This window comes from Roseovarius conchicola (assembly GCF_041403425.1).
In the GTDB taxonomy this organism is placed as follows: Bacteria; Pseudomonadota; Alphaproteobacteria; order Rhodobacterales; family Rhodobacteraceae; genus Roseovarius; species Roseovarius conchicola.
On sequence record NZ_JBGEHK010000010.1, the window covers coordinates 1 to 21,186 of the forward strand.

General features: G+C 57.2%; 38 protein-coding genes. 33 read left to right on the forward strand and 5 right to left on the reverse strand.

What is annotated here, in order from left to right; all coding sequences use genetic code 11:
• The 11 genes from V6N02_RS19670 to rplP form a co-directional block, all read left to right on the forward strand.
• A partial coding sequence (locus tag V6N02_RS19670) for an EF-Tu C-terminal domain-related protein (RefSeq protein WP_478013484.1) occupies nucleotides 1-229 on the forward strand: 229 nt, incomplete at its 5' end.
• An 80-nt stretch (nucleotides 230-309) separates the two neighbouring features.
• The gene (rpsJ, locus tag V6N02_RS19675) at nucleotides 310-618 is read left to right on the forward strand and encodes a 30S ribosomal protein S10 (protein ID WP_057795293.1); all 309 of its coding nucleotides are present in this window, start codon (nucleotides 310-312) and stop codon (nucleotides 616-618) included.
• 15 nt (nucleotides 619-633) lie between these two features.
• Nucleotides 634-1,497 (forward strand): 50S ribosomal protein L3, encoded by an 864-nt coding sequence (gene rplC, locus V6N02_RS19680; RefSeq protein ID WP_371228529.1) that lies wholly within the window; start codon nucleotides 634-636, stop codon nucleotides 1,495-1,497.
• Nucleotides 1,494-2,111 (forward strand): 50S ribosomal protein L4, encoded by a 618-nt coding sequence (gene rplD, locus V6N02_RS19685; protein ID WP_371228532.1) that lies wholly within the window; start codon nucleotides 1,494-1,496, stop codon nucleotides 2,109-2,111. The genes rplC and rplD overlap by 4 nt, the downstream gene beginning before the upstream one ends.
• Nucleotides 2,108-2,404 (forward strand): 50S ribosomal protein L23, encoded by a 297-nt coding sequence (locus V6N02_RS19690; RefSeq protein ID WP_371228534.1) that lies wholly within the window; start codon nucleotides 2,108-2,110, stop codon nucleotides 2,402-2,404. The genes rplD and V6N02_RS19690 overlap by 4 nt, the downstream gene beginning before the upstream one ends.
• A 106-nt stretch (nucleotides 2,405-2,510) precedes the next feature.
• Nucleotides 2,511-2,885, forward strand: coding sequence for a hypothetical protein (locus tag V6N02_RS19695; protein WP_371228537.1), 375 nt, complete (start codon nucleotides 2,511-2,513; stop codon nucleotides 2,883-2,885).
• A 453-nt stretch (nucleotides 2,886-3,338) separates the two neighbouring features.
• The gene (rplB, locus tag V6N02_RS19700; protein ID WP_371228540.1) at nucleotides 3,339-4,181 is read left to right on the forward strand and encodes a 50S ribosomal protein L2; all 843 of its coding nucleotides are present in this window, start codon (nucleotides 3,339-3,341) and stop codon (nucleotides 4,179-4,181) included.
• A 3-nt stretch (nucleotides 4,182-4,184) separates the two neighbouring features.
• Complete coding sequence (gene rpsS, locus V6N02_RS19705; protein WP_371228543.1) at nucleotides 4,185-4,463, forward strand: 30S ribosomal protein S19; 279 nt, start codon at nucleotides 4,185-4,187, stop codon at nucleotides 4,461-4,463.
• Nucleotides 4,464-4,466: 3 nt separating this feature from the next.
• Nucleotides 4,467-4,847, forward strand: a complete 381-nt coding sequence (gene rplV, locus V6N02_RS19710; protein WP_371228545.1) for a 50S ribosomal protein L22 — start codon at nucleotides 4,467-4,469, stop codon at nucleotides 4,845-4,847.
• Complete coding sequence (gene rpsC, locus V6N02_RS19715; RefSeq protein ID WP_371228547.1) at nucleotides 4,847-5,569, forward strand: 30S ribosomal protein S3; 723 nt, start codon at nucleotides 4,847-4,849, stop codon at nucleotides 5,567-5,569. The genes rplV and rpsC overlap by 1 nt, the downstream gene beginning before the upstream one ends.
• A 13-nt stretch (nucleotides 5,570-5,582) precedes the next feature.
• Nucleotides 5,583-5,996 carry a 50S ribosomal protein L16 gene (gene rplP, locus V6N02_RS19720; RefSeq protein ID WP_371228550.1) on the forward strand — a complete coding sequence of 138 codons (414 nt, stop codon included), beginning with the start codon at nucleotides 5,583-5,585 and terminating at the stop codon, nucleotides 5,994-5,996.
• A gap of 226 nt (nucleotides 5,997-6,222) precedes the next feature.
• Here the strand turns inward: rplP and V6N02_RS19725 are convergent, their stop codons facing one another.
• The gene (locus V6N02_RS19725) at nucleotides 6,223-6,636 is read right to left on the reverse strand and encodes a hypothetical protein (RefSeq protein WP_371228552.1); all 414 of its coding nucleotides are present in this window, start codon (nucleotides 6,634-6,636) and stop codon (nucleotides 6,223-6,225) included.
• A 261-nt stretch (nucleotides 6,637-6,897) separates the two neighbouring features.
• On the opposite strand from V6N02_RS19725, the gene V6N02_RS19730 reads away from it, so the two are divergent.
• From V6N02_RS19730 to V6N02_RS19755, 6 genes are all read left to right on the forward strand, one after another.
• Nucleotides 6,898-7,518, forward strand: a complete 621-nt coding sequence (locus V6N02_RS19730) for a 2OG-Fe(II) oxygenase family protein (RefSeq protein WP_371228554.1) — start codon at nucleotides 6,898-6,900, stop codon at nucleotides 7,516-7,518.
• Between the two features lie 99 nt (nucleotides 7,519-7,617).
• A complete protein-coding gene (locus tag V6N02_RS19735; RefSeq protein ID WP_371228557.1) occupies nucleotides 7,618-8,046 on the forward strand; it encodes a hypothetical protein in 429 nt (142 codons plus the stop codon).
• Nucleotides 8,047-8,133: 87 nt separating this feature from the next.
• Nucleotides 8,134-8,349 carry a histone H1 gene (locus tag V6N02_RS19740; RefSeq protein WP_371228558.1) on the forward strand — a complete coding sequence of 72 codons (216 nt, stop codon included), beginning with the start codon at nucleotides 8,134-8,136 and terminating at the stop codon, nucleotides 8,347-8,349.
• 49 nt (nucleotides 8,350-8,398) lie between these two features.
• Nucleotides 8,399-9,100, forward strand: coding sequence for a hypothetical protein (locus tag V6N02_RS19745; RefSeq protein WP_371228561.1), 702 nt, complete (start codon nucleotides 8,399-8,401; stop codon nucleotides 9,098-9,100).
• Nucleotides 9,101-9,110: 10 nt separating this feature from the next.
• Nucleotides 9,111-10,271, forward strand: coding sequence for a helix-turn-helix domain-containing protein (locus V6N02_RS19750; protein ID WP_371228562.1), 1,161 nt, complete (start codon nucleotides 9,111-9,113; stop codon nucleotides 10,269-10,271).
• A gap of 31 nt (nucleotides 10,272-10,302) precedes the next feature.
• On the forward strand, nucleotides 10,303-11,190 hold the full coding sequence (locus V6N02_RS19755; protein WP_371228875.1) for an IS1 family transposase: 888 nt from the start codon (nucleotides 10,303-10,305) through the stop codon (nucleotides 11,188-11,190).
• Between the two features lie 127 nt (nucleotides 11,191-11,317).
• Here V6N02_RS19755 and V6N02_RS19760 read toward each other — a convergent pair whose 3' ends face one another.
• On the reverse strand, nucleotides 11,318-11,788 hold the full coding sequence (locus V6N02_RS19760; RefSeq protein WP_371228564.1) for a YHS domain-containing (seleno)protein: 471 nt from the start codon (nucleotides 11,786-11,788) through the stop codon (nucleotides 11,318-11,320).
• Between the two features lie 186 nt (nucleotides 11,789-11,974).
• On the opposite strand from V6N02_RS19760, the gene V6N02_RS19765 reads away from it, so the two are divergent.
• Nucleotides 11,975-12,529: a TetR/AcrR family transcriptional regulator gene (locus V6N02_RS19765; RefSeq protein WP_371228567.1), complete on the forward strand. Its 555-nt coding sequence runs from the start codon at nucleotides 11,975-11,977 to the stop codon at nucleotides 12,527-12,529.
• A 12-nt stretch (nucleotides 12,530-12,541) separates the two neighbouring features.
• Here the strand turns inward: V6N02_RS19765 and V6N02_RS19770 are convergent, their stop codons facing one another.
• Entirely contained in the window at nucleotides 12,542-13,372 is an 831-nt protein-coding gene (locus V6N02_RS19770; RefSeq protein ID WP_371228569.1) for an SAM-dependent methyltransferase, read from the reverse strand.
• Between the two features lie 427 nt (nucleotides 13,373-13,799).
• Here V6N02_RS19770 and V6N02_RS19775 point away from each other — a divergent pair, with 427 nt between their 5' ends.
• The 14 genes from V6N02_RS19775 (at nucleotide 13,800) to V6N02_RS19840 (ending at nucleotide 19,264) form a co-directional block, all read left to right on the forward strand.
• Nucleotides 13,800-14,006, forward strand: a complete 207-nt coding sequence (locus V6N02_RS19775; RefSeq protein WP_371228572.1) for a cold-shock protein — start codon at nucleotides 13,800-13,802, stop codon at nucleotides 14,004-14,006.
• 35 nt (nucleotides 14,007-14,041) lie between these two features.
• Nucleotides 14,042-14,404 (forward strand): hypothetical protein, encoded by a 363-nt coding sequence (locus V6N02_RS19780; RefSeq protein ID WP_371228574.1) that lies wholly within the window; start codon nucleotides 14,042-14,044, stop codon nucleotides 14,402-14,404.
• Nucleotides 14,405-14,638: 234 nt separating this feature from the next.
• Entirely contained in the window at nucleotides 14,639-14,842 is a 204-nt protein-coding gene (rpmC, locus tag V6N02_RS19785; RefSeq protein WP_371228576.1) for a 50S ribosomal protein L29, read from the forward strand.
• Nucleotides 14,843-14,853: 11 nt separating this feature from the next.
• Entirely contained in the window at nucleotides 14,854-15,084 is a 231-nt protein-coding gene (gene rpsQ, locus V6N02_RS19790; protein WP_371228579.1) for a 30S ribosomal protein S17, read from the forward strand.
• A gap of 77 nt (nucleotides 15,085-15,161) precedes the next feature.
• Entirely contained in the window at nucleotides 15,162-15,530 is a 369-nt protein-coding gene (rplN, locus tag V6N02_RS19795) for a 50S ribosomal protein L14 (protein WP_371228581.1), read from the forward strand.
• Nucleotide 15,531: 1 nt separating this feature from the next.
• On the forward strand, nucleotides 15,532-15,843 hold the full coding sequence (gene rplX, locus V6N02_RS19800; protein WP_371228582.1) for a 50S ribosomal protein L24: 312 nt from the start codon (nucleotides 15,532-15,534) through the stop codon (nucleotides 15,841-15,843).
• Complete coding sequence (gene rplE / locus V6N02_RS19805) at nucleotides 15,836-16,399, forward strand: 50S ribosomal protein L5 (RefSeq protein ID WP_371228585.1); 564 nt, start codon at nucleotides 15,836-15,838, stop codon at nucleotides 16,397-16,399. Before rplX ends, rplE begins: the two co-directional genes overlap by 8 nt.
• Nucleotides 16,400-16,418: 19 nt before the next feature.
• Complete coding sequence (gene rpsN / locus V6N02_RS19810) at nucleotides 16,419-16,724, forward strand: 30S ribosomal protein S14 (protein ID WP_371228588.1); 306 nt, start codon at nucleotides 16,419-16,421, stop codon at nucleotides 16,722-16,724.
• Nucleotides 16,725-16,736: 12 nt separating this feature from the next.
• Nucleotides 16,737-17,129, forward strand: coding sequence for a 30S ribosomal protein S8 (rpsH, locus tag V6N02_RS19815; RefSeq protein ID WP_371228590.1), 393 nt, complete (start codon nucleotides 16,737-16,739; stop codon nucleotides 17,127-17,129).
• Between the two features lie 12 nt (nucleotides 17,130-17,141).
• On the forward strand, nucleotides 17,142-17,675 hold the full coding sequence (gene rplF / locus V6N02_RS19820; RefSeq protein WP_371228593.1) for a 50S ribosomal protein L6: 534 nt from the start codon (nucleotides 17,142-17,144) through the stop codon (nucleotides 17,673-17,675).
• Between the two features lie 12 nt (nucleotides 17,676-17,687).
• Complete coding sequence (gene rplR / locus V6N02_RS19825) at nucleotides 17,688-18,044, forward strand: 50S ribosomal protein L18 (RefSeq protein WP_371228595.1); 357 nt, start codon at nucleotides 17,688-17,690, stop codon at nucleotides 18,042-18,044.
• A 104-nt stretch (nucleotides 18,045-18,148) separates the two neighbouring features.
• Nucleotides 18,149-18,730 (forward strand): 30S ribosomal protein S5, encoded by a 582-nt coding sequence (rpsE, locus tag V6N02_RS19830; protein ID WP_371228598.1) that lies wholly within the window; start codon nucleotides 18,149-18,151, stop codon nucleotides 18,728-18,730.
• Between the two features lie 12 nt (nucleotides 18,731-18,742).
• Nucleotides 18,743-18,931: a 50S ribosomal protein L30 gene (gene rpmD / locus V6N02_RS19835; protein ID WP_069301454.1), complete on the forward strand. Its 189-nt coding sequence runs from the start codon at nucleotides 18,743-18,745 to the stop codon at nucleotides 18,929-18,931.
• A 180-nt stretch (nucleotides 18,932-19,111) separates the two neighbouring features.
• On the forward strand, nucleotides 19,112-19,264 hold the full coding sequence (locus V6N02_RS19840; RefSeq protein ID WP_371228601.1) for a hypothetical protein: 153 nt from the start codon (nucleotides 19,112-19,114) through the stop codon (nucleotides 19,262-19,264).
• Here V6N02_RS19840 and V6N02_RS19845 read toward each other — a convergent pair.
• Both V6N02_RS19845 and V6N02_RS19850 read right to left on the reverse strand, forming a co-directional pair.
• Nucleotides 19,261-20,010: a vWA domain-containing protein gene (locus tag V6N02_RS19845; RefSeq protein ID WP_371228603.1), complete on the reverse strand. Its 750-nt coding sequence runs from the start codon at nucleotides 20,008-20,010 to the stop codon at nucleotides 19,261-19,263. The genes V6N02_RS19840 and V6N02_RS19845 overlap by 4 nt on opposite strands.
• Nucleotides 20,011-20,014: 4 nt before the next feature.
• Nucleotides 20,015-20,689 carry a vWA domain-containing protein gene (locus V6N02_RS19850; protein ID WP_371228606.1) on the reverse strand — a complete coding sequence of 225 codons (675 nt, stop codon included), beginning with the start codon at nucleotides 20,687-20,689 and terminating at the stop codon, nucleotides 20,015-20,017.
• 84 nt (nucleotides 20,690-20,773) lie between these two features.
• Here V6N02_RS19850 and V6N02_RS19855 point away from each other — a divergent pair, with 84 nt between their 5' ends.
• Complete coding sequence (locus V6N02_RS19855) at nucleotides 20,774-21,145, forward strand: ectoine synthase (RefSeq protein WP_371228609.1); 372 nt, start codon at nucleotides 20,774-20,776, stop codon at nucleotides 21,143-21,145.
• Nucleotides 21,146-21,186 lie beyond the last annotated feature (41 nt).

The window sequence follows — 21,186 nt, forward strand, 5'->3', positions numbered from 1 at the left end:
TCACACGCCGTTCTTCGCCAACTACCGTCCGCAGTTCTACTTCCGCACCACCGACGTGACCGGTACGGTTGAGCTGCCCGAAGGCACCGAGATGGTGATGCCGGGCGACAACCTGAAGTTCGGCGTTGAACTGATCGCGCCGATCGCCATGGAAGACGGCCTGCGCTTCGCCATCCGCGAAGGCGGCCGCACCGTCGGCGCCGGCGTCGTCGCTAAAATCATCGAGTAATCTACCCGATGGGTTCGAAGAGGGAGGCCGGATGGTCCGGCCTTCCTCCTATCAACTCCAAGCCTTGAAAGGCTAAAGACATGCAAAGCCAAAACATCCGCATTCGGCTGAAGGCATTCGATTACCGCGTTCTGGATGCCAGCACGCAGGAAATCGTCAACACCGCAAAGCGCACCGGCGCTGACGTGCGTGGCCCGATCCCGCTGCCGAACAAAATCGAGAAATTCACCGTTCTGCGTGGCCCCCACGTGAACAAGAAATCCCGCGATCAGTTCGAGATCCGCACGCATAAGCGCCTGCTGGACATCGTTGATCCCACACCCCAGACCGTGGACGCGCTGATGAAGCTCGACCTGGCGGCCGGTGTGGACGTGCAGATTTCGGTCTAAGGAGGGCAATCAGATATGTTGCGCTCTGGTGTAATCGCAAAGAAAGTCGGCATGACCCGGCTTTTCATGGAAGACGGCAAGCAGATCCCTGTGACCGTTCTTCAACTGGACAAACTTCAGGTGGTCGCCAACCGTACCCCTGAACAACACGGCTATACGGCTGTTCAACTGGGGGCAGGCTCGGTCAAAGCCAAGCGCGTCTCCAAGGCCATGCGCGGCAACTTTGCCGCGGCCAAGGTTGAGCCCAAGCGTAAAGTGGCCGAGTTCCGCGTCGCCCCCGAAGCGATGATTGATGTGGGTGAGGAGATCACCGCCAATCATTACTTTGAAGGTCAGTTCGTGGACGTGTCGGGCACCTCGATCGGTAAAGGCTTTGCCGGTGCGATGAAGCGTCACAACTTCGGCGGCCTGCGGGCCACCCACGGTGTGTCGATCTCTCACCGCTCGCACGGTTCGACCGGCCAGTGTCAGGATCCGGGCAAGGTGTTCAAAGGCAAGAAAATGGCCGGGCATATGGGCGCTGCCAAGGTGACCACGCAGAACCTGCAGGTTGTGCGCACCGATGCGGACCGTGGCCTGATCATGGTCAAAGGCGCTGTTCCCGGCTCGAAAGGTGGATGGGTCACCATCAAGGATGCGGTCAAAAAGCCGTTCCCTGAGAATGCCATCATCCCCGCCGCGCTGAAATCAGCCGCTGCCGAGGCCGAGAAAGCCGCCGAAGAGGCCGCTGCCGCCGCTGCTGCCGAGGCCGAAGCCGCTGCTGCCGCCGCTGCCGCCGAAGAGCAAGCCGCTCTGGACGCTGCCGAGGCTGAAGCGAACAAACCCGATGCTGTTGCCGAAGCGCAAGAAGCTGAGAACAAGAAGGAAGGCGAGGAATGAAACTCGACGTGATCAAACTGGACGGCAAGAAAGCCGGCTCGGTCGATCTGGGCGAAGACATCTTCGGCCTGGAACCGCGTGCAGACATCCTGCACCGTGTGGTCCGCTGGCAGCGCAACAATGCGCAGGCGGGCACCCATAAGGTCAAGACCCGCTCCGAGGTCAGCTATTCGACCAAGAAGATCTACCGTCAGAAGGGCACCGGCGGCGCACGCCATGGGGACCGCAACGCGCCGATCTTCCGCGGTGGTGGCATCTACAAAGGCCCGGTTGTGCGCAGCCACGGCCATGACCTGCCCAAGAAGGTGCGGATGCTTGGCCTCAAGCACGCCCTGTCGGCCAAGGCGAAAGCCGGTGAACTGGTGGTGATCGATGCCGCCGATTCCGATGGCAAAACCAAGGCCCTGGCCAAGCAGGTCAAGGACCTGGGCTGGAAACGTGCCCTGGTGATCGACGGTGCCGAGGTCAACGCGGCCTTCGCCAAGGCGGCCAGCAATATCGAAGGTCTCGATGTGCTGCCCTCCATGGGCGCAAACGTCTATGACATCCTCAAGCGGGACACGCTGGTTCTGACCAAGGCGGGTGTCGAAGCATTGGAGGCTCGTCTGAAATGAGCGCGAAACCAGAACATTACGACGTGATCCGCAAGCCGATCATCACCGAGAAAGCCACCCTGGCGTCCGAGAATGGCGCGGTGGTGTTCGAAGTGGCGATTGGTGCTGCGAAACCACAGATCAAGGAAGCGGTCGAGGCGCTGTTCGGCGTCAAGGTGAAGGCGGTCAACACCACCATCACCAAAGGCAAGAACAAACGCTTCCGCGGCCAGATGGGCACCCGCAAGGATGTCAAGAAAGCCTACGTGACCCTGGAAGAAGGCAACACGATCGACGTGAGCACTGGCCTTTGATCGGTGCGGCGGGGTGTAACCCCGCTCTACGGTAGGAATTGAGAAACCCCGGCTGCGAAAGCGGCCGGGGTTTTATTTTATTCGCAAAACTGGATATCATTCGAAAATGGCACAAAACTATATTTCTGTTCTGCGCGAGGAAGTGACGCGCTACTCCAAGCTAAATGGTTCGATTGCGACTGAGTTCGCGCCATTGTCTTGTGAATGTGGCGGCGAAGAGTTCTATTTGTTTAGTGACGATGAGAGTGGTGCCGCATTCGTTGAATGCCCGCTATGCGACAAACAATATGATATTCTGAACAGTAGAGAATATGCCGAAGAAATCGTGCAGAACACTTGCAATTGTGGAGTTGAGACATTGGTTGTTGGAGTTGGTGTATCAAAACACGAGAATTCGCATGATATTGATTGGGCTTATGTCGGTGCCCACTGCCGAAGCTGCGGTCTTTCAGGAGTTTATGCAGATTGGGTTGAACGATAGAAGAACTGGTCTTTTGAGTTTTATCTAAGGAATCGAACCACAATACCGCTTTTTCGAAGCCCGGAATCAAGGCCGCAGGCCGCCGGGCCATCGTCAGCCCCCCTCCTTGGGCTGGCGATTGGGTGAGGTTCGCGCTCCGCCCATTCTGTGTACGGATTTGGCCACCATAAAGCGTTCTAAAACCCCTGTTGGGTCGCCATCCCGGGGGCTGACGATGGCCCGGCGGAGGCAGGGGGCGGAATATCCCTTGTTTCTTGGCCGCAACGCTTGACCTGACCGTCCCACTCCCCTATCAGACCCCATCGGCAGGCCCCGGATTCGTCCGGGGCTTCGCCGTTGTTCGTTTTGAACATCTAACCGGGCACCTACGGGGGCTTATAACCATGGTGCGTGAGATCACGCACCCTACATAGGCGGGGCAACTCGCCGTTTGCTAAACGGAAGACAGAAAGCATGGCACTCAAGTCGTACAAACCAACGACGCCGGGCCAGCGTGGGCTGGTGCTGATCGACCGTTCGGAGCTGTATAAAGGACGTCCTGTCAAATCCCTCACCACGGGTTTGACCAAGTCGGGCGGCCGGAACAACACCGGGCGGATTACCTCGCGGCGGCGGGGTGGGGGGGCAAAGCGCCTCTACCGGATCGTTGATTTCAAACGCAACAAATTCGATGTGGCGGCCACCGTTGAACGGATCGAGTATGACCCGAACCGGACCGCCTTTATTGCCCTCGTCAAATACGACGATGGCGAGCAGGCTTACATCCTTGCTCCACAGCGTCTGGCTGTTGGTGACAAGGTGATCGCCTCGGCCAAGGCCGACATCAAGCCGGGCAACGCGATGCCGTTCTCGGGCATGCCGATCGGTACCATCATCCACAATATCGAGCTGAAACCCGGCAAAGGCGGTCAGATTGCCCGCGCCGCTGGTACTTACGCTCAGTTCGTGGGTCGTGACGGTGGCTACGCTCAGATCCGCCTCAGCTCGGGCGAACTGCGCATGGTGCGTCAGGAATGCATGGCCACCGTTGGTGCGGTCAGCAACCCCGACAACAGCAACCAGAACTACGGTAAAGCGGGCCGCATGCGCCACAAGGGCATCCGCCCAAGCGTCCGTGGTGTGGTTATGAACCCGATCGACCACCCCCATGGTGGTGGTGAGGGCCGGACCTCGGGTGGTCGTCACCCGGTCACGCCCTGGGGTAAGCCGACAAAGGGTGCCCGCACCCGCAACAAGAACAAAGCGTCGCAAAAGCTGATCATCCGCTCGCGTCACGCCAAGAAGAAGGGGCGTTAATCAATGTCTCGTTCAGTCTGGAAAGGCCCTTTTGTGGATGCCTACGTGCTTAAGAAAGCCGAAGCATCGCGCGAGAGCGGTCGTAATGAAGTCATCAAAATCTGGTCGCGCCGCTCGACGATCCTGCCCCAGTTCGTGGGTCTGACGTTTGGCGTCTATAACGGCCGCAAGCATATCCCGGTCAACGTCTCGGAAGATATGATTGGTCAGAAATTCGGCGAATACGCACCGACCCGTACCTATTACGGTCATGCCGCCGACAAAAAAGCGAAGCGGAAGTAAGTCATGGGCAAGGAAAAGAACCCCCGCCGCGTGGCCGACAACGAAGCAATGGCAAAACTGCGCATGCTTCGCACCAGCCCGCAGAAACTGAACCTGGTTGCCGCCATGATCCGTGGCAAGAAAGTGGAGAAGGCTTTGACCGACCTCACGTTCTCGAACAAGCGGATCGCCGAAGACGTCAAGAAATGTCTTCAGTCGGCCATCGCCAATGCTGAAAACAACCACAATCTTGATGTAGACGAGCTGATCGTCGCCGAGGCCTATGTGGGCAAGAACCTGGTCATGAAACGTGGCCGTCCTCGTGCCCGTGGCCGGTTCGGCAAGATCATGAAGCCGTTCTCGGAGATCACCATCAAGGTGCGTGAAGTTGAGGAGCAAGCCTAATGGGTAACAAAGTCAATCCGATCGGCATGCGCCTTCAGGTCAACCGCACCTGGGACAGCCGCTGGTACGCCGATACCAAGGATTACGGTGATCTTCTGCTGGAAGACATCGCGATCCGCGAGTTCATCAAGAAAGAGTGCAAGCAAGCCGGTGTCAGCCGTGTGATCATCGAGCGCCCTCACAAGAAGTGCCGTGTGACCATTCACACCGCGCGTCCGGGCGTGATCATCGGTAAAAAAGGTGCCGACATTGAAGGTCTGCGTCGCAAGATCGCCGCCATGACCGACAGCGAGCTGCATTTGAACATCGTTGAAGTGCGCAAGCCTGAACTGGACGCAGCCCTGGTCGGGGAAAGCATCGCCCAGCAGCTGGAACGCCGGGTCAGCTTCCGCCGCGCCATGAAACGCGCCGTGCAAAACGCCATGCGCATGGGGGCCCTGGGCATCCGTGTGAACGTGGCGGGTCGTCTTGGCGGTGCCGAGATCGCGCGGACAGAATGGTATCGCGAAGGCCGTGTGCCCCTGCACACCCTGCGCGCGGATATCGATTATGCGCCCACCGAAGCCGTGACGCCCTATGGCATCATCGGCATCAAAGTCTGGATCTTCAAAGGCGAGATCATGGAGCACGATCCCAGTGCACGTGATCGCAAAGCCCAAGAGCTTCAGGATGGACCCGCCCCCCGTGGTGCCGCCCCGCGCGGTCCCGGCGGTCGTCGCTGAGGAGGACAGATAGATGCTTCAACCAAAGCGCACCAAGTTCCGCAAACAGCACAAGGGCCGCATCAAGGGCCTGGCGAAAGGTGGATCTGATCTGAACTTCGGCTCGTTTGGCCTAAAGGCCACACAGCCAGAGCGCGTCACAGCGCGTCAGATCGAAGCCGCCCGTCGTGCCATGACGCGTCACATGAAACGTCAGGGCCGTGTCTGGATCCGGATTTTCCCCGACACCCCGGTTACTTCGAAGCCCACCGAAGTTCGGATGGGTAAGGGTAAAGGCTCGGTCGATTTCTGGGCCTGCAAGGTCAAGCCCGGCCGCGTGATGTTCGAGATCGACGGTGTCAGTGAAGAGATCGCCCGCGAGGCCCTGCGCCTTGCCGCGATGAAACTTCCGATCAAAACCCGCGTCGTCGAGCGTGAGGATTGGTGATTTTCGCCTAAGCGAAAACCACCAAGTGCGGTGTAGCAATTTCTCATAGAGAAAATGCGGGCCGCACCCCGGTCGAAAAAATCAAAACCCCGTCGGGAAACCGGCGGGGTTTTGTTTGTGGTTTCTAGTAATCGAATGGCGACTTTGAGCCCAAAGTCTCGAATGCTGCAACCTGCACGAAGTTCAGATAGCGCATGAAAGAATGCGGTGAAAAGCACTGCGGAAATTAAGGCCGGGGCAGGTGAAATTCTCTTAATCGGCGATTGACCGAAGTATTGCCCAACCCAGCTTCTACTTCGTGCTCCGCAAACGGAAGTTCATCTGCGCCTTGATGTTCGGCAATAGCGTTCATGTAATACTGGCAATACGACATTATGTAGACGCCATTGGCGGAGCGTGCTCTGCTTGTAAACTGTTCTTCCTGTCTCAAAGCTGAACTGTAGAGAGAGTAAGCATCTGTAAATCGTCCAAGCCGAAAGTAGCTATCTGCCATTTGCGCAGAACAAATAGAAACCAAGTTTGGTGGTGGTGTCAGACTACGGAAAATTGTCACAGCGCGCCGGTCGTTGCCGCGGGCGGCGCTGGTACGCGCTTGTTGCCATCTCAGTATGAAAATACGCCGCGTAAAAAATTCGATCATAATTCACGCGATTTTAGACGGTACTTTTGAAGTGGAGATGGTTATCCGATTGTCCAAAGACAGTTCCAGGTTTCAAGGCCTTCTACTGAATGCATTGACCTCTGTGATGGTACACCAAAGACAGAAAAGTTTAAACCCAATGCATACTTGATGCTTGAATACGGCCAGAGAAGCAGGTGTAGCGGACGGGAGAAAGGACCGTGTTGCCGGCATTTAATCTCTCTCTCGAATTTGTTTCAGACTCAGGTTAAAACCACCCCCATGCCCGATATCAAATCCCTCTTCGTGACCCGCCTCTACCGTGCCGCCCTTGGCGAACACGCTCCTGCCATCGACCCGGAGGAGATGGAAGCTTCGTGCTATTCCATTGCCGAGGATGACGAGGCCGGTCAGACGTGGTGCGAGGAAAACGGCTATCCCGGGTACACCTCCTATGCCTCCCTGACCGACCTGCCGTGGCGCTTTCCGATCTTTGCCGATCTGGTCAAAGCGCTGGATGCCCATGTGGCCGGCTTCGCCGAGGACCTTGAATTTGATCTCGACGGACGGGCGTTGGTTCTGGAAGACCTCTGGATCAACATCCTGCCCGAGGGCGGCACCCATTCCAGCCATATCCACCCCCATTCCGTGATCAGCGGCACGACCTACGTCGCCATGCCCGACGGGGCCAGCGCGTTGAAACTGGAAGACCCGCGCTCGGCCCGGATGATGGCGGCCCCTGCGCGGCTCAAGGACGCCCGTGAAGAGATGCGCAGCTTTATCTATGCCGCGCCCAAGGTGGGCGATGTTCTGCTGTGGGAAAGCTGGCTGCGCCACGAGGTGCCAATGAACATGTCCGAAGACGACCGGATCAGCGTCAGCTTTAATTACAAGTGGGAGTGAGGTTTTGTCGAAAGCGCAGTTTGGGGTGACTCAGAGGCGAATGATAAAGGCGGCCATCAGGGTCCGCGTTGCTACTGTTGCTGGGCTTGATTGGAGCAAATGAAACGAGAGCCAAAAAGGAGATTCTGGTCGCTAGATTCAATCGAGTTCTTGTCGAAAGAGTTAAAGCTGCCGGAATATAGTCAGCTATTTCAAGATTGGCCGTTTCAGGTCGCCGACACGGAAGACTTAGATCGGTATCTGGAACTGTTCTATACGCTTGCTTCTGATTCTGAGGCCCGTTTCACTCTCACGGATATTATTATTCAGGCATTTGATGATATACTTGGGTCAGACAATGCTACTGAGTTTTGCACCGACAAAAGATGGACAAGCTTCCTCGATGTTTTGGATAATGGTTTTCAGTACCATGAATGGCAGGTTTGGTACTGGTCGGGTTTTGATGATGAAGAACGCGACGACGAAGACAATTTCCACGTTGCAGAGTATATGAGGAAGATCTGGTACCGTCGTTTGCGGCCGAATTGACTCCTTTTTGGGTAGTGGGTCACTTTGAAATTTGACCTAATACATCTTTGATTTGCGCCCAGCGCTAGCAGGTCTTATCCTGTGAGTATGACAGACAAACCCAAAAGACCCAGAGACGCAAACCAACTTGCTAAGTTCATTGTGGACGTGGCGACGGGCGAAGTTGATGACGTGATTCCCACGAAAGCTGAGGGGCAGCGCAAGGGTGGTTTGGCTGGCGGCAAGGCACGGGCGGAAGCACTTTCCGCCGAAGAACGGCGGGAAATCGCAAAAAAGGCTGCTGCGGCGCGATGGAGCAAGTAATTCACTTGACCTGAGTCTGTAAAATCTGCAATCTACTTGAAACGAGCAGATGCGGAAGAAAAGCATGATTCAGGAATTGCAGGAGATGGTTGAGGCCCATTTCCCGGCGTCAGCCGACAAGAGCCTTGTACGCGGAATAACAGAGGGTATTGCTCTCGCGGACCAATTGAGGGCAAGCGATCCGATCCTTTCTGGTCTTGTTGGCCGCGACCTGTCAGGCCATTTGCGCCGTGCAGGCGTGATTTCCCGCATTCAGGCGCTCTGTGATCGTGGCGAGTTGCCCTTTGAGGCCGCTATCGACCTCATGCCAATTGGGAGCTGGCATCACTTGGTGCTTAAAGCTTCCGACACTATGGTCTCTCACCTTTGCCGCACTGAAAGCTCTTTGGCGTTTCCGAAAGACACTCCCAACCGTCAAGATGAGCGCATCACTAACCAGCCCGACTTGTTCGATAACAATGTGATTAGCTTGAGCGCCGCGATCAAATCGGTGGAGGAAAAATGCGTCTGGCTGACCTACGGATATACGCCCGATGGCGATTTGACCCATGCGTGTTGGGCGATGCCTTCGCCGCCTACAGTTGCGGAAACGTGGTATGCACACGTCAATGTTGTAGAGCGCCTGCGGCGCTCGGGGCAATCGCATAAGCCGAAGCCGAAGGGGGTGGACCCGAACGACGTTTTGAAGTTCAAGCGCGATATCGGCGAAGCACTTCGCAAAACTGACAAGAAGAAAAAAGAAGAAGACTAGGGAGGCCGCTATGAACAGTGACAACGCCGGGGCCGATATCTCAGCCCCGGCAAAACTGATTCCAGCACGGATAAAAGAAGCCCGCGAAGCTCGCGATTATACTCTGGAAGGCTTTGCCGAAGAACTCGGTGTAACCAAGTCTGCCGTTGCTCAATATGAATCCGGGCAGATATCACCGTCTGGTGAAGTTATGAGCTGCATAATAGCGCTCGTAGAGCAGCCGCCCTCTTTTTTCACGGCACCTATCACGATCAGTGAGAGTGGCACGCCGTTCTGGCGCAGCCTTAAGCGCATGGAGGCGCACCATCGCAGGCGAATTCGTCGCCGTCTAACTTGGGCGCGGGAGGTGGTCGAGTATCTTGAGAGGTTTATTGATCTTCCGCAGCCCAATATCCCGACCTTTGACTTTGATCATGAAACGGCAGACGACGCGGACATAGAAGAAGTTGCCGAAGCACTCAGGGATGAGTGGAGTCTTGGACGCGGCCCTATTGATGATTTAGTTGGCGTTCTTGAGTTGAACGGTATCACGGTGATTGAAGAACGGGTGGGTTGCCAAGATATGGACGCCGTTTCTTGGTGGATTGAGGGACGCCCGGTAATATTGTTGGCGGAAGAAGATCGTTTGGGGCCAAGGAAGAACTTCAACTTGGCGCACGAGCTTGGGCATCTGGTTCTTCATGCTTTGGTCGAACTGGACGCCAAGAACCTGGACAGAGTTGAAAAGCAGGCAAACCGCTTTGCCAGCGCATTCTTGATGCCGCAGGAGAGTTTCGGTTCAGAAATTATCGGGACATCCTTGAATTATCTATTGTCATTGAAGCTACGGTGGAACGTGGCGGTTGCAGCAATTGGTTATAGAGCCAAGGACCTAGGCATTCTGACTAAGCATCAATATGGCTACCTGCTACGCCAAATGAATGCCAAGGGCATTAGGAAGAAAGAACCCTATGACGAAGATATCACGACCTCAAAGCCATCGCTGATAAGTCATGCAGTCAGAATGTTGGTTGATCATGGCGTTCAGAGCAAAGCTCAAATTGCGTCGGCGCTAGCAAAAAACCCGAAAGATATTGAAGCGATCTGCGGGCTTCCGAGCGGGTTCTTGGACAACAAAGTTGTTAGTCTTGCGGATGTAATTTCCGTTCGTCAAACTGACCAAAATGCTTGACTAAAGTTGCATGATCATTTATGTTGAGCTTATGAGAAAGCTCGACACCAAAACCCGCAGCCTGATCATCCGCCTGCTTGTTGAAGGCAACAGCATCCGTGCCACCAGCCGCATCGCGGACGTGTCAAAGAACACCGTTAACAAGCTGCTGATAGACGCGGGTCGGGCTTGCGCCAAGTATCACGACGAACATGTACGGAACGTCAAAGCGTCCGTGATCCAGTGCGATGAAATCTGGTCATTCACCTACGCTAAGCAAAAGAACGTCAAGACAGCCATAGCGGCCCCAGAGGCTGCTGGCGACACATGGACGTGGACCGCGCTGGACAGCGATAGCAAGTTGATCGTGTCCTACATGGTAGGCGGTCGTGACAGCGAATACGCAATCGAGTTCATGGACGATCTACGCGCTCGTCTGGCGAACCGGGTCCAACTGACCACAGATGGTCACAAGGCGTATTTGGAGGCCGTAGAGGGCGCTTTTGGCGGTGATGTCGACTATGCCCAGCTTATCAAGCTGTACGGCAACGCACCCGGCGGCAAATCACATGAGAAGAAGTACAGTCCCGCAGAATGCACAGGCACGAAAAAACGCACAATTGAGGGTCGTCCCGAAAAGGCCCTGGTCAGCACCAGTCACGTTGAACGCCAAAACCTGACCATGCGGATGCACATGCGCCGTTTCACGCGCCTGACAAACGGTTTCAGCAAGAAGGTTGAAAACCACATGCACGCCGTAGCGCTGCACTTCATGTATTACAACTTTGTTAAAGTGCATCAGACGTTGAAAGTGACGCCAGCAATGGAATCTGGCCTGACTGATCGCCTCTGGGATGTTGCCGATCTGGTTGCTATCATTGATGCGAATGAGGAAGCGCCGAAAAAACGTGGGCTTTACAAGAAACGAATTTCAAAGTGACCCACTACCCCTTTTTGTCAGTAATCCCATCATACCCAGCGCGGGTTTTTCGCGAACATACCCTGACTTCAAGCTAAAACCCCCACCCGTGAGGGCAGGGGATTCCGTGGTGGTTTTGTGGTCTGTCTTACTCGAGTTCAGACGGGTCTTTGTGCGAGATTTCGCTCCAGTTGGCATCAGCCTTGGTGACGTAGCCGGGGATGTCCTCGACCCATTTTTCCTGAATGTCTTTCGAGATGTTCAGGAACAGCTCGCCATCGACAACTTTCCACTGCTGCGGATCGCCATCGAACTTATAGCCCATGGCCGCACCGAAGGCGCAGTAGCCGCCGTACTGGGGCAGGTAGGCATCGGGGTTTTCGAGGAAGGCGGCTTTGTGTTCTTCGCTGGCGAAGCGGTAGGTGGCGTCGTTATGCACAGCGGTGATTTTCCAGTTGCCGGGTGTGGCCTGACCATCGGTGAAATAGGCCACCGGGTCATAACCCTGCAGTGCAAGGCCCGTGGACGAGGCGTTCAGTTCCACACCGGCCGCAATGGCAGAGGTGGCGATGGCGACAGACAGGGCTGCACCGGAAACGAAGGTTTTGATCGCGTTCATGGGGTCAGTCTTTCCAAGTTGGGGCCGGACAGGGGCGGTCCGGCGATCTGAAAGGTTTAAATGATTCACGATGAAGCCTCGTGAATGACTGTTATTTGACATTAGGAACCAAATGGTACAAATCAAATAGATGTGATCTCAGGGAAAATCCGCGCTATGTTTGTGAAAACCATCGAAAACAAGATTATGGGCCGACCAAGAGAATTCGATACAGACGCCGCCATTGAAGGTGCCATGACGATTTTCTGGCGTCAGGGCTATAAGGCGACCAACCTGCCGGACCTGCTTGAGGCGATGGGCCTGACCCGTGGCAGTTTCTACAAGGCGTTCGGCGATAAAGAGAGCGTCTATCTCCACGCGCTTGATCACTACGACCGTGTTGCGATTTCGCGGGGTGTCGCGATGCTGGATGGATGCCAGATGGAGACAGCCAGTGATTGCCTGTCCCAGCTTTTTGCCTCGGCCAAGGATGCCCGGCAGGGCTGTTTCCTGTGCAATGCCATTGTCGAGCTGGCCCCGACCCATCCAGAGGTCGCCAGCAAGGCGGTGGCAATGACCGGGCGTTTACGCGCCGCGATCCAATCGGTTCTGGAACGTCACGGTGTGGATCGACAGGCCGAGGAAACCGCCGATCTGGTTTTGCATCTCTACTTCGGGCATCAGGCCCTGGGCAAGGCGCAGGCCAGTCAGGACAGCTGGCGTCACCATCTGGCTTTGTTGCTGGGCGAGGGCGCGGCCTGACGCGATCTGCCCTTAGCGGTGTTTTTGCGCCCTAATCCTGAGGCCACCAACAATCCCACGTTCAAAGTAACCGGCCATCTTGTCGTAGAACATCTCGATCACCGCGTAGTTTTCGGCGCCGTGAACGCGTTCATAACTGGCCTTGTTGTCACGAAAGGCGTGCAGTCGCGTCTTGGTGAAAGCCGTCCAGCTGGCGGTCATGTCCTGACTCTCCACCTTTTCAAACCCAGCGGCGGTCAAGGTGCGGTGATACTGTTCCAGATCGACAAGCGAGTTTGGGTAGAGGTGGCGCTGAAAATCGTCTTGCTCCTCATCGGGGGGCGGCGTGATCAGATAAAGGTCTTCGGCAAAGAAGGACCCGTCAGCGCGCAGCGCATCCTGAATCTTGCGCAGATAGGTGTCGCGCTTGGGGATGTGAAACAGGGCCAGCCAACTGACCACGTGATCAAACCCGCCCGCGGGCAGGTCAAGCGCCAGAAAATCCGCGTTCACATGGCGAACACCACTCTGCATCCCCGTTCTGTCGGTCAGATGCCGGGCAATGCGGTTATAATCGGCCTGCAATTCGACAGCGGTGACATGCGCCCCTGCGCGATGCGCAATGTAGCGCGCGCACCCACCCCAGCCCGAGCCCACCTCCAGAACCGCGTCTCCCACCGCGATACCACAGGCCTTGATCGCCTCGTCCAGCGCATCGGTGCCGTGGTAATGCAACTGGTCCAGCCGGGTCAGCACATCCATGTCCAGCGGTGTCTCGTCGGGATATCCCAGCGCGGCAAGATCGGCCAGAATACGCTCCGGCCGCGGATAAAGCTGCATGGATTTGATGTCGGTCTGGGTCATGGGCAATCCGTTTTTCCCGAGCCTAGCATGGAAATCCGGACGGATGGATAAACATGGCCGGGACGGGGCGAGAGATCGTTTTGATGGCCATCTGATACACCCCGAGGCTGCTGCCGGGCCGACGGCAACCCCTTGCCCTGCGATGCTTTGGGCGATCCCTCTGAACTCAATGCAACCATGAAGTGCGTCCCCGCATTTTGTTGAAGACCCGCATCGGGGCGCTCAGGGGCGTGGGAGGAAATCAGCCTCAAATCGGCTAGGGGGCGGAAAAGACTTGCAATATGAGGCCAGCCCCCCCATGTAGACGCTGCTAACGTTATTCTTTTTCGACCCACTGTCTCCCTTTACGGCATTCAGTCTATCGATCCAGACCAACAATGCCGGGCTGCCGCACCAACGCGGGCAGCACAATTTAGGAGACTACGGAATGGCCAATGGCACCGTAAAATGGTTCAACGCAACTAAAGGCTTCGGCTTTATCGCACCTGAGGGTGGCGGCAAAGACGTCTTCGTTCACATTTCCGCCGTTGAGCGCGCTGGTCTGACCGGCCTGGCCGACGACCAGAAAGTGACTTTCGACGTAGAAGCAGGCCGTGACGGCCGCGAGTCGGCAACGAACATCGCCCTGGCCTAAGCCAGACGCGAGTTGAAATGAGCGGGCGGTGCTGGATGATCCGGTGCCGCCCGTTTTTTGTGTTGGGGGTGATGGTTTGGAAACCCACCCTACGCGTGCTGTTAACCACAGATGGATGCGATGCCAACCTTGCGCGTGCGATGTCAATTGAACACACAAACCTCCATATACAAGCGCTCAACCCGACCCAAGGCGGGTTTTTGCTGATCAAGTTACTGATAGGCGACGACGCGCCGCAGACTGGATTTCGACTTGAAAACTGGTCCGCTGAAAAGAAAAACAACACGACCTGCTTGAAGAGTTGGGTGTGGTTTAAAACAAGCACGGTGAAAGGTTGTTTCTGTTTTCTTAGCGTGCTTTGCCCATCCTACGCCTACCTGCTTGGCGAAATGCCTTAACGAATGCGCGCCTCGGGTGGCGCGGGGAAAGGGAAGGTGCGCCATGAATGAGCACTCTACGGAAAAAGGCGGAGTTATCCCTTGCCCTATCCCCGCACCTCCCTTATAGAGCGGCATCGCACGTGATCCGGCCTGCCGGTGAGTCGTGCATTTTACACGTCATCCACCGGAAATCGGGTGACCCTGAGCCAAATGTCAGGGGCCTGCTGGTGTTTTGAGAAAAGGATATGGCGCATGAACGCCCACGAGCTACGTGATAAGACACCTGATCAGCTGCGCGAAGAGCTGGTCAACCTGAAGAAAGAGCAGTTCAACCTGCGCTTTCAGGCCGCCACCGGCCAGATCGAAAACCCAGCCCGCATGAAGACCGTCCGCCGCGATGTGGCCCGCGTCAAAACCGTGCTGAACGAAAAAGCCGCCTCCGCGGCTTCCGAATAAGGAGAGCGACCATGCCCAAGCGTATCCTGCAAGGCGTCGTGACCTCCGACGCAAATGCCCAAACCGTGACTGTTTCGGTCGAACGCCGCTTCAAGCACCCGGTTCTGCAAAAGACCATCCGTAAGTCCAAAAAGTACCGGGCTCACGATGAGAAGAACGCCTACAAAGTAGGGGACGCGGTTCGCATCATCGAATGCGCGCCCAAATCCAAAACGAAACGCTGGGAGGTTCTGGAGGCGTAAGCCACCCGAACCTTTCGGTTTGAACGAAACCATGGGGACAAGGCGAAGCAAGCCCCCCAAAGGTCAGGAGAAACCATATGATCCAGATGCAGACCAATCTGGATGTAGCTGACAACAGCGGCGCCCGCCGTGTTCAGTGCATCAAGGTCCTGGGTGGTTCCAAGCGTAAATACGCCTCCGTCGGCGACGTGATCGTCGTCTCGGTGAAGGAAGCCATCCCGCGTGGTCGCGTGAAAAAAGGGGACGTCCGCAAGGCCGTCGTCGTACGCACCGCCAAGGAAATCCGCCGTGAAGACGGCACCGCCATCCGCTTTGACCGCAACGCCGCCGTGATCCTGAACAACGCAGGTGAACCGATGGGCACCCGTATCTTCGGGCCGGTTGTTCGCGAATTGCGTGCCAAGAACTTCATGAAAATCATCTCGCTTGCGCCGGAGGTGCTGTAAGATGGCTGCTAAGTTGAAAAAAGGTGACAAGGTCATCGTTCTTGCCGGTAAGGACAAGGGCAAAGAAGGGACCATCTCTTCGGTTGACCCCAAAGCCGGTAAAGCCGTTGTTGACGGGATCAACATGGCGATCCGCGCCACACGTCAAAGCCAGACCAGCCAGGGCGGCCGCATCCCCAAGGCGATGCCGATCGACCTGAGCAATCTGGCCTATCTCGACAAAAACGGCAAAGCCACCCGCGTCGGCTTCAAGATGGAAGGTGACAAGAAAGTGCGTTTCGCCAAAACCACGGGGGACGTGATCGATGCTTGATACCGCAGCTTACACCCCGCGTCTGAAGACGCTCTACCGCGACACCATCCGCGCCGCTCTGAAAGAAGAGTTCGGCTATAAGAACGACATGCAGATCCCTGGTCTGGACAAGATCGTTCTGAACATCGGCTGTGGTGCCGAAGCGGTCAAGGACAGCAAGAAAGCCAAGTCGGCTCAGGAAGACCTGACAACCATCGCTGGCCAGCACGCTGTGACGACGACGGCCAAGAACTCGATCGCGGGCTTCCGTGTTCGTGAAGGCATGCCGATGGGCGCAAAAGTCACCCTGCGTGGCGACCGGATGTTCGAATTCCTCGACCGTCTGATCACCATTGCCATGCCCCGCATCCGCGACTTCCGCGGCGTGTCGGCATCGTCCTTTGACGGGCGCGGCAACTACGCGATGGGCATCAAGGAACATATCGTGTTCCCCGAAATCAACTTCGACAAGGTCGACGAAGTTTGGGGAATTGACGTTGTTATCGGAACCACGGCGAAGACCGACGCTGAAGCCAAGGCGCTGTTGACCCATTTCAACATGCCCTTCAACAGCTGAGCCGGGGGAGGATTACCACATGGCTAAGAAAGCAATGATCGAGCGCGAGAAAAAGCGCCAGAAGCTCGTTGAGAAATACGCCGCCAAGCGCGCCGCCCTCAAAGAGATCATCAACGATGAGAGCAAGCCGATGGAGGATCGCTTCCGCGCTTCTCTGAAGCTGGCGAAACTGCCGCGCAACAGCTCGGCCACGCGTCTGCACAACCGTTGTCAGCTGACCGGTCGTCCGCATGCGTATTATCGCAAGCTCAAAATCAGCCGGATCGCCCTGCGCGACCTCGGTTCTGCCGGCCAGTTGCCCGGCGTTGTGAAATCAAGCTGGTAAGGAGGGTATGATATGAACGATCCAATCGCAGACATGCTCACCCGTATCCGCAACAGCCAGATGCGCGGCAAATCCACCGTGATGACACCGGCGTCGAAAATGCGCGCCCGTGTTCTGGATGTGCTGGCCGACGAAGGCTATATCCGCGGCTATGAAACCGTCACAGGCGCCGACGGCCACCCGGCCATCGAAATCAGCCTGAAATACTTTGACGGCGCTCCTGTTATTCGCGAAATGAAGCGGGTCTCCAAACCCGGTCGTCGCGTCTATCTGGGCGTCAATGACATCCCCGTGGTCCGTCAGGGCCTGGGCGTGTCGATTGTCTCCACCTCCAAAGGTGTGATGTCGGATGCAAACGCTCGTAGCCAGAATGTTGGCGGCGAAGTGCTTTGCACGATCTTCTAAGGAGGGCTGTTTATGTCTCGTATCGGCAAACAACCCGTGGCCCTTCCTGATGGCGTGACCGCAACACTCAGCGGTCAAACCATCGAGGTCAAAGGCCCCAAAGCCACCAAATCCTTCACGGCGACAGATGATGTCACCCTGACGGTTGAGGATGGTCAGGTCACCGTCACACCCCGTGGCAAATCCAAGCGCGCCCGCCAGCAATGGGGCATGACCCGCACGGTCATCGCCAACATGGTGCATGGTGCAAACGATATCTTCCGCAAGGAACTGGAAATTCACGGCGTTGGCTACCGTGCTCAGATGCAGGGCAATGTCCTGAAGCTGAACCTCGGCCTGTCCCACGACGTGAACTTTGAAGTGCCGGACGGGGTCACTGTGACCGCGCCCAAACAGACCGAACTGGTCGTTGAAGGCACCGATAAGCAGCTCGTCGGTCAGGTCGCGGCCAACATCCGCGACTGGCGCCGTCCCGAGCCCTACAAGGGCAAAGGGATCCGCTATAAGGGCGAGTATATCTTCCAGAAGGAAGGCAAGAAGAAGTAAGGACGCAAGAAGATGGCAAACAGCAAAAGACAACTGTTCCTCAAACGCCGCCTGCGCGTTCGGAACAAACTTCGCAAGGTCAATGCAGGGCGCGCGCGCCTCAGCGTTCACCGCTCTTCCAAGAACATCAGCGTTCAGCTGATCGACGATGTGAACGGCGTAACACTGGCCGCCGCTTCGACCCTCGAAAAGGGCCTGAGCACCGGCAAGAACAACACCGAAGCCGCCACCAAAGTGGGGGCTGCCATCGCCGAGCGCGCCAAGAAGGCGGGTGTGGACGAGGCGTATTTCGATCGTGGCGGCTTCCTGTTCCACGGTCGCATCAAGGCCCTGGCCGATGCCGCCCGCGAAGGTGGCTTGAAAATCTAAAGCGCAAGCGGCCTTTCGGGGCCGCTTCGATGATCCGGGGGCAGGCTGCCCACTGGGATTGACCAAAACAGGCGCAGCGCGCGCCACTTTGAAAGGACGCCATAATGGCAAGAGATGACAACCGCGGCCGCGGTCGCGATCGCGACGAAACGCCGGAATTCGCCGACCGCCTGGTCGCAATCAACCGGGTCTCCAAGACCGTAAAAGGGGGCAAGCGCTTTGGTTTTGCCGCTCTCGTCGTTGTGGGCGACCAAAAAGGTCGTGTCGGCTTCGGCAAGGGTAAAGCCAAAGAGGTGCCCGAGGCGATCCGCAAGGCCACCGAGCAAGCCAAGCGCCAGATGATCCGCGTACCGCTGCGCGAAGGCCGCACCCTGCACCACGATATCGAAGGCCGTCACGGCGCCGGTAAAGTGGTCATGCGCACCGCGCCTCAGGGTACCGGTATCATCGCCGGTGGTCCGATGCGGGCCGTGTTCGAAATGCTGGGCGTGCAGGACGTTGTTGCGAAGTCGATCGGCTCGCAGAACCCCTATAACATGATCCGCGCCACCATTGACGGGCTGAACAAGGAATCCAGCCCCCGTATGGTGGCCCAGCGTCGCGGCAAGAAAGTGGCTGACATCCTGCAAAAGGATCACGCCCCGGCTGCCGCCCCTGCCGAAGCCCCCGCTGACGCGGACGCATAAGGAGATCGCACCATGGCAAAAACCATCGTCGTCAAACAGATCGGCTCGCCGATCCGCCGCCCGGAAAAACAGCGCCAGACGCTGATCGGCCTGGGCCTGAACAAGATGCACAAAACCCGCGAGCTGGAAGACACCCCGGCCGTGCGTGGCATGATCGCCAAGATCCCCCACATGGTCGAGATCATCGAAGAAAAAGGGTGAGTTCGTGCCGGGGTGAACCCCGGCCTACCCCCAAACCGTAGGGCGGGGTTCACCCCGCCAATCACCCCGGTCAGAAATGGCCGGGGTGTTTTCGTTTTATGCCTAGAATGCTAGACTGACTCTATGAAGAGATTTGCAATCATACGCGTTCCAACAAGTGGACCACCCGCGTTGATAAACATGGACAACATTTACGACAGTGAGAAAGAAGCGCGTACAAAGCTTGATTCACTTGAGGAAACGCAAATGAAGACGCATCATACTTATCTCGACATTATTTCCTTTGATGGAAATGTTCAGGAAGAACTTACGAAGCTGGGCGTGATCTACTAGCCCATTGAACCCACAGATAAAATCCTCTGCGCAACCCCGTGAACTTGTCTTCCATTTTCACCACTCCCAATCAACGCACACCCCAACGTCACCTTCAGCGCCTCGCTCAGTTCTTCAACCGTTTCGGTCTCCACATACAGCCCGCCGGTTTCCTCGGCCATGCACCGGATCGCGTCATTGGCCTCGCGAAACGCCTCGATGCTGTTCCACGAAAGCGGGTCATAGACCAACCGGAACCCGATCACATGCACGGTCAGGTCATCAGATGTGGCCGCCAGCTCGGCCCCCAGTTGGCATGGCATTCCTCCGCAGGTTTCTGACCCGTCGGTGACCAGTACCACGATGCCGGGCCGGGTCTCATGCTCCAATACATTGGCAGCCTCATGGACCGAGGCAGTCAGCGGTGTCAGCCCGGTTGGCGCAATCTGGCGCAAGGCGTCAAGGATCGGATCGGCGGCGTCCTCGATGGGCGCAAACTTCACGTCTATCCCGCCACAAACATCGCCCATCCCCGGCCCATAGACCAGCAACCCGATCCGGCGCAGGGGGGCCACCTTGGGCAGAACCTCGGCCATGGCATCGCGCGCCTCGGCAATGCGGGGCGGGGCCTTGATGCCATATCCCATCGCCGCCATCGAGACCGAGCCATCGAAGACCAGCATCGCATCGCGGCTGCAGGCCAGGGCCTCGGCCTGATCACCAGGCGCGGCGCTGAGGCAGGCCATGACCGCCAGTGAGAGGGCCACCCGCCTAGCCAATCAACGCGCATCCCAAGGTGCGGCGCAGCGCCTCGGCCAGCTCGCCGACGGTTTCGGTGTTCACATACATCCCGCCCGTGGCCTCGGACAAACACCGCGCCACGCTGTCGCCACCAGAATAGATGCCTGCCTCGGGGCTGTCCCATGCAAACGGGTCATAGACCACGCGAAAGCCGATCACATGCACTGTCAGATCCGGCGCGAACAGCGCCAGGTCCTTGCCCAAAGCACAGGGCGTGCCGCCACAGGTTTCGTTGCCGTCCGTGACCAGCACCACGATGCCGTCCCGCTCCAGAACGCCTGCGGCGGCCTCGACGGAGGCAGCAATGGGGGTCAGGCCGCCGGGGTCCAGCGCGTCGATCCCGGCGATCACGGGGCCCGCCGCGTCGGGCACCGGCTGAAACACCAGATTGATGCCCGAACAACTGTCCGCGCCACCCGGCCCATAGGTGATCAATCCCACCCGCCGCACCGGGGCGATCCGGGGCATGGCCCTGCGCACCGCATCGCGCGCCTCCATGATCCGGGTGGGCGCCGTCGGATCGAACCCCAGTTCCGCCATCGAGGCCGAGCCGTCCATCACCAGCATCGCATCGCGCGCACAATTGGCCTGCGCCATAGGGGCAAGGGCAAGGGCGGCAACAAGGGGCAGGGCGCGTAAAGCCATGCCCCATGTCACACCGAGACAAGTTCAAAATCAATCCGTAGGGTGGGTTTAAAACCCACCATGCCCCCCGGAAGGAGCCGTGCCATGTTCGTCAAAACCCTCAGCGATATTCTCGATACCGCCGACCATGCCAGGGGCGAGGCTTTCGAGTCGCGCCGCATTCTGCTGGCGCGCGATGATCTGGGCTATTCCTTTCACGACACGATTGTGAAGGCGGGCAGCACCCAGAACCTGCATTACAAGAACCATATCGAGGCCAATTATTGCATCGAAGGGCAGGGCGAGGTGGAAAACGCGGTCACCGGGCAGGTCTGGCCGCTGATGCCGGGAACGATGTATGTGCTCGATCAACATGACCCGCATATCATCCGGGCCGAGACCGATTTGCGCCTGATCTGTATCTTCACACCGGCTCTGAGTGGACACGAAAGGCACGATCGGGACGGGAGCTATTGAATTTTTCGGAATATATGAACAGCATCGATGATCTGTTCAAA